We start from the raw sequence: 2,801 nt of genomic DNA, 5'->3' as shown, positions 1-2,801 counted from the left end.
CGGTGGCCGTGGCGTGGGGGCCGTGTTCGGCGGCGCCGCGCTCGGCGAGCGCGCGCAACTCGTCCTCGGACAGCCTGTCGACGACTCTGGTTGTCACAGTTGATCTCCCGTCACCATGTGATCCGCTGCCCGCGCGTCAGCGCAGGTCCGCTTCCTCGGCGCGGACGGCCCACTGCGCGAAGCGCTCGTCGCCGTCCCGGTTCTTGACGAAATTGCGCACCACGCGCTCGATGTAGTCACCGAGCTCGGCGCTGGTCACCTTGTGCTGGCGCAGCTTGCGGCCGAAACCGCTGTCCAGGCCGAGGCTGCCGCCCAGGTGCACCTGGAAGCCCTCCACCTGGTTGCCGGTGCCGTCGTCGACGAGCTGGCCCTTGAAGCCGATATCGGCGATCTGCGAGCGGCCGCAGGAATTCGGGCAGCCGTTGATGTTGATCGTGATCGGCACGTCCAGCTCGGCGTTGATGTCGGCCAGCCGCTGCTCGAGTTCCGGCGCGAGCACCTGCGAGCGCTTGCGGGTCTCGACGAAGGACAGCTTGCAGAACTCGATGCCGCTGCAGGCCAGCAGATTGCGCCGCCACACCGAAGGACGCGCGTGCAGGCCGAGCGGTTCCAGCTCGGCGACCAGCTCGTCGACCTTGTCGTCGGCGACGTCGAGCACGATCAGCTTCTGGTAGGGGGTGAAGCGGATGCGGTCGGAGCCGATGCGCTCGGCGGCGTCGGCCACCCGGGTGAGCACGGTGCCCGACACGCGGCCCGCGATGGGGGAGAAGCCGACCGCGTTCAGGCCGTTGCGCAGTCGCTGCACGCCCACGTGGTCGATGGGCCTGGCAGGCTTGTCCGGCGCCGGCCCGTCGATCAGCTTGCGTCCCAGGTACTTCTCCTCGAGCACCTCGCGGAACTTCTCCACGCCCCAGTCCTTGACCAGGAACTTCAGCCGCGCCTTGGTGCGCAGGCGACGGTAGCCGTAGTCGCGGAACAGCGCGACGACGGCCTCCCACACCTCGGGCACCTCCTCGAGCGGCACCCACGCGCCGAGGCGCTGGGCCAGCATCGGATTGGTGGACAGGCCGCCGCCGACCCACAGGTCCAGGCCGGGGCCGTGCTCGGGATGCTCGACGCCGACGAAGGCGACGTCGTTGATCTCGTGCACCACGTCCTGCTGGCCGGAGATGGCGGTCTTGAACTTGCGCGGCAGGTTCGAGTAGCGCTTGTCGCCGATGTAGCGGCGCACGATCTCCTCGATCGCCCAGGTGGGGTCGATGATCTCGTCGAGCGACTCACCGGCCAGCGGGGAGCCGAGGATCACGCGCGGGCAGTCGCCGCAGGCCTCGGTGGTGTGCAGGCCGACCTCTTCCAGCCGCCGCCAGATCTCCGGCACGTTCTCGATCTCGATCCAGTGGTACTGGACGTTCTCGCGGTCGGACAGGTCGGCGGTGTCGCGGGCGAACTCGGTGGAGATCTGCCCGATGGTGCGCAGCTGGGCCGCGTTCAGCGCGCCGCCGTCGCAGCGCACCCGCATCATGAAATACCTGGCCTCGAGCAGGTCGATGTTCTCGTCGCCGGTGAAGGTGCCGTCGTAGCCCTGCTCGCGTTGGGTGTAGAGACCCCACCAGCGGAAGCGGCCGCGCAGGTCGGCCTTGTCGATGCTGTCGAACCCGTTCTTCGCGTAGATGTTCTCGATCCGGGCGCGGACGTTGAGCGGGTTGTCGTCCTTCTTGCTCTGCTCGTTGGGGTTGAGCGGCTCGCGGTAGCCGAGCGCCCACTGGCCCTCCGAGCGGCGGCGCACCGGCTTGCCGGTGCGGGCTCGGGTCGGCTTGGGCTTCACGGCCTCGGACTGAACGGCGTCGGTGCTCGACGTCATGGGGGTCGCTCCTGCTGGGGTGGGTGGAACATCCGTATTCAGGGCGCGAGGGACTGACCCACGCCCGCGGTTGTCAGCGGAGGGTTGCGCTCGGACGGATTCGTTCGAGAACCGGAATGGACGCTCGCTGATCTACCTGTTCACAGACAGGGCAGACAGCCAGCGCTGCAGACGCGCTTGTAATCGACGTGGCGACGTGCCACAAGTCGGAGTCCTGATGCGCGCATGGGGACCATTGTGCCATGTAAAACGGGCCGTTCGGACCCTCGGACCAGTATTTCCCGCCCGGACGCGGGAAATCCCCTGGTTCCGCGGCGCGATTGTGACGACAGTCATAGCAGTCCCCGTACGACCGGGCGGTCGGTTCGCCCGTTTCGCCCGGTCGGCCCACTTGACCTCAACTAAAGGTGAGGTCACATGCTGATCGCATGATCACCGAAGCGAATGTCGCCGGGCAGCTGCCCGCCGATCCAGAAACCGCCCTGGCCCGCATCAGGGCCGTCGTGGCCACCGTCGACCGGGTGCAACGCGAGGAGGACGTCGACGGCTTCGTCGCGCTGTTCCGCGAGGACGCCCTCTGGACCACCGGAGCGGGCAAGCGGCTGTTCGGCCGCGCGGCGATCGCCGAGTTCACCGCCACCGTGCTGCCGGGGGCGACGGCCAACGGATCGGCCACCTACGAGGTCGAGCACGTCTTGTTCCTGCGCCCCGACGTCGCGGCGGTGCAGGTGCGCCAGCGCTACCACTCCACCGAGGGCGTCCTGCAGAGCGAGGGCTCGCCGATGTACGTGATGACCGAGGAGCACGGACACTGGCTGCTGACGGCGAACCAGAACACGCCGGTCGTCTCCGAGTGACGACCCGTCGCCGGGGTGGCGTTTGGCTGGGGGGGGTGCGGGGGCGGACGGCCCAGACACACACACGCCCGAACCCCGCCCCC

Annotated in this window: 3 protein-coding genes; 1 reads left to right on the top strand and 2 read right to left on the bottom strand. The window is 68.6% G+C overall.

From position 1 onward, the window contains the following. Positions 1-136: 136 nt before the first annotated feature. Positions 137-1,861, bottom strand: coding sequence for a nitrite/sulfite reductase (locus QH283_RS06575; protein WP_280502123.1), 1,725 nt, complete (start codon positions 1,859-1,861; stop codon positions 137-139). Positions 1,862-2,001: 140 nt separating this feature from the next. After that, the gene (locus QH283_RS30295; RefSeq protein ID WP_432420674.1) at positions 2,002-2,088 is read right to left on the bottom strand and encodes an Ms4527A family Cys-rich leader peptide; all 87 of its coding nucleotides are present in this window, start codon (positions 2,086-2,088) and stop codon (positions 2,002-2,004) included. Between the two features lie 201 nt (positions 2,089-2,289). Between QH283_RS30295 and QH283_RS06570 the strand changes: the two genes are divergently transcribed. Further along, positions 2,290-2,718: an SgcJ/EcaC family oxidoreductase gene (locus QH283_RS06570; RefSeq protein ID WP_280502122.1), complete on the top strand. Its 429-nt coding sequence runs from the start codon at positions 2,290-2,292 to the stop codon at positions 2,716-2,718. The last annotated feature ends 83 nt before the right edge of the window (positions 2,719-2,801 follow it).

The sequence above is a fragment of the Nocardia farcinica genome (assembly GCF_029867845.1).
Classification (GTDB): Bacteria; Actinomycetota; Actinomycetes; order Mycobacteriales; family Mycobacteriaceae; genus Nocardia; species Nocardia farcinica_A.
Note: the sequence above shows the minus strand (reverse complement) of the source record. Positions and strands in the feature narration are given on the sequence as shown.

What these genes read in the sequence shown, in the direction of transcription:
- QH283_RS06575 (WP_280502123.1), bottom strand. Translation starts at nt 1,861, where the DNA reads ATGACGTCGAGCACCGACGCCGTTCAGTCCGAGGCCGTGAAGCCCAAG.
- QH283_RS30295 (WP_432420674.1), bottom strand. Translation starts at nt 2,088, where the DNA reads ATGCGCGCATCAGGACTCCGACTTGTGGCACGTCGCCACGTCGATTAC.
- QH283_RS06570 (WP_280502122.1), top strand. Translation starts at nt 2,290, where the DNA reads ATGATCACCGAAGCGAATGTCGCCGGGCAGCTGCCCGCCGATCCAGAA.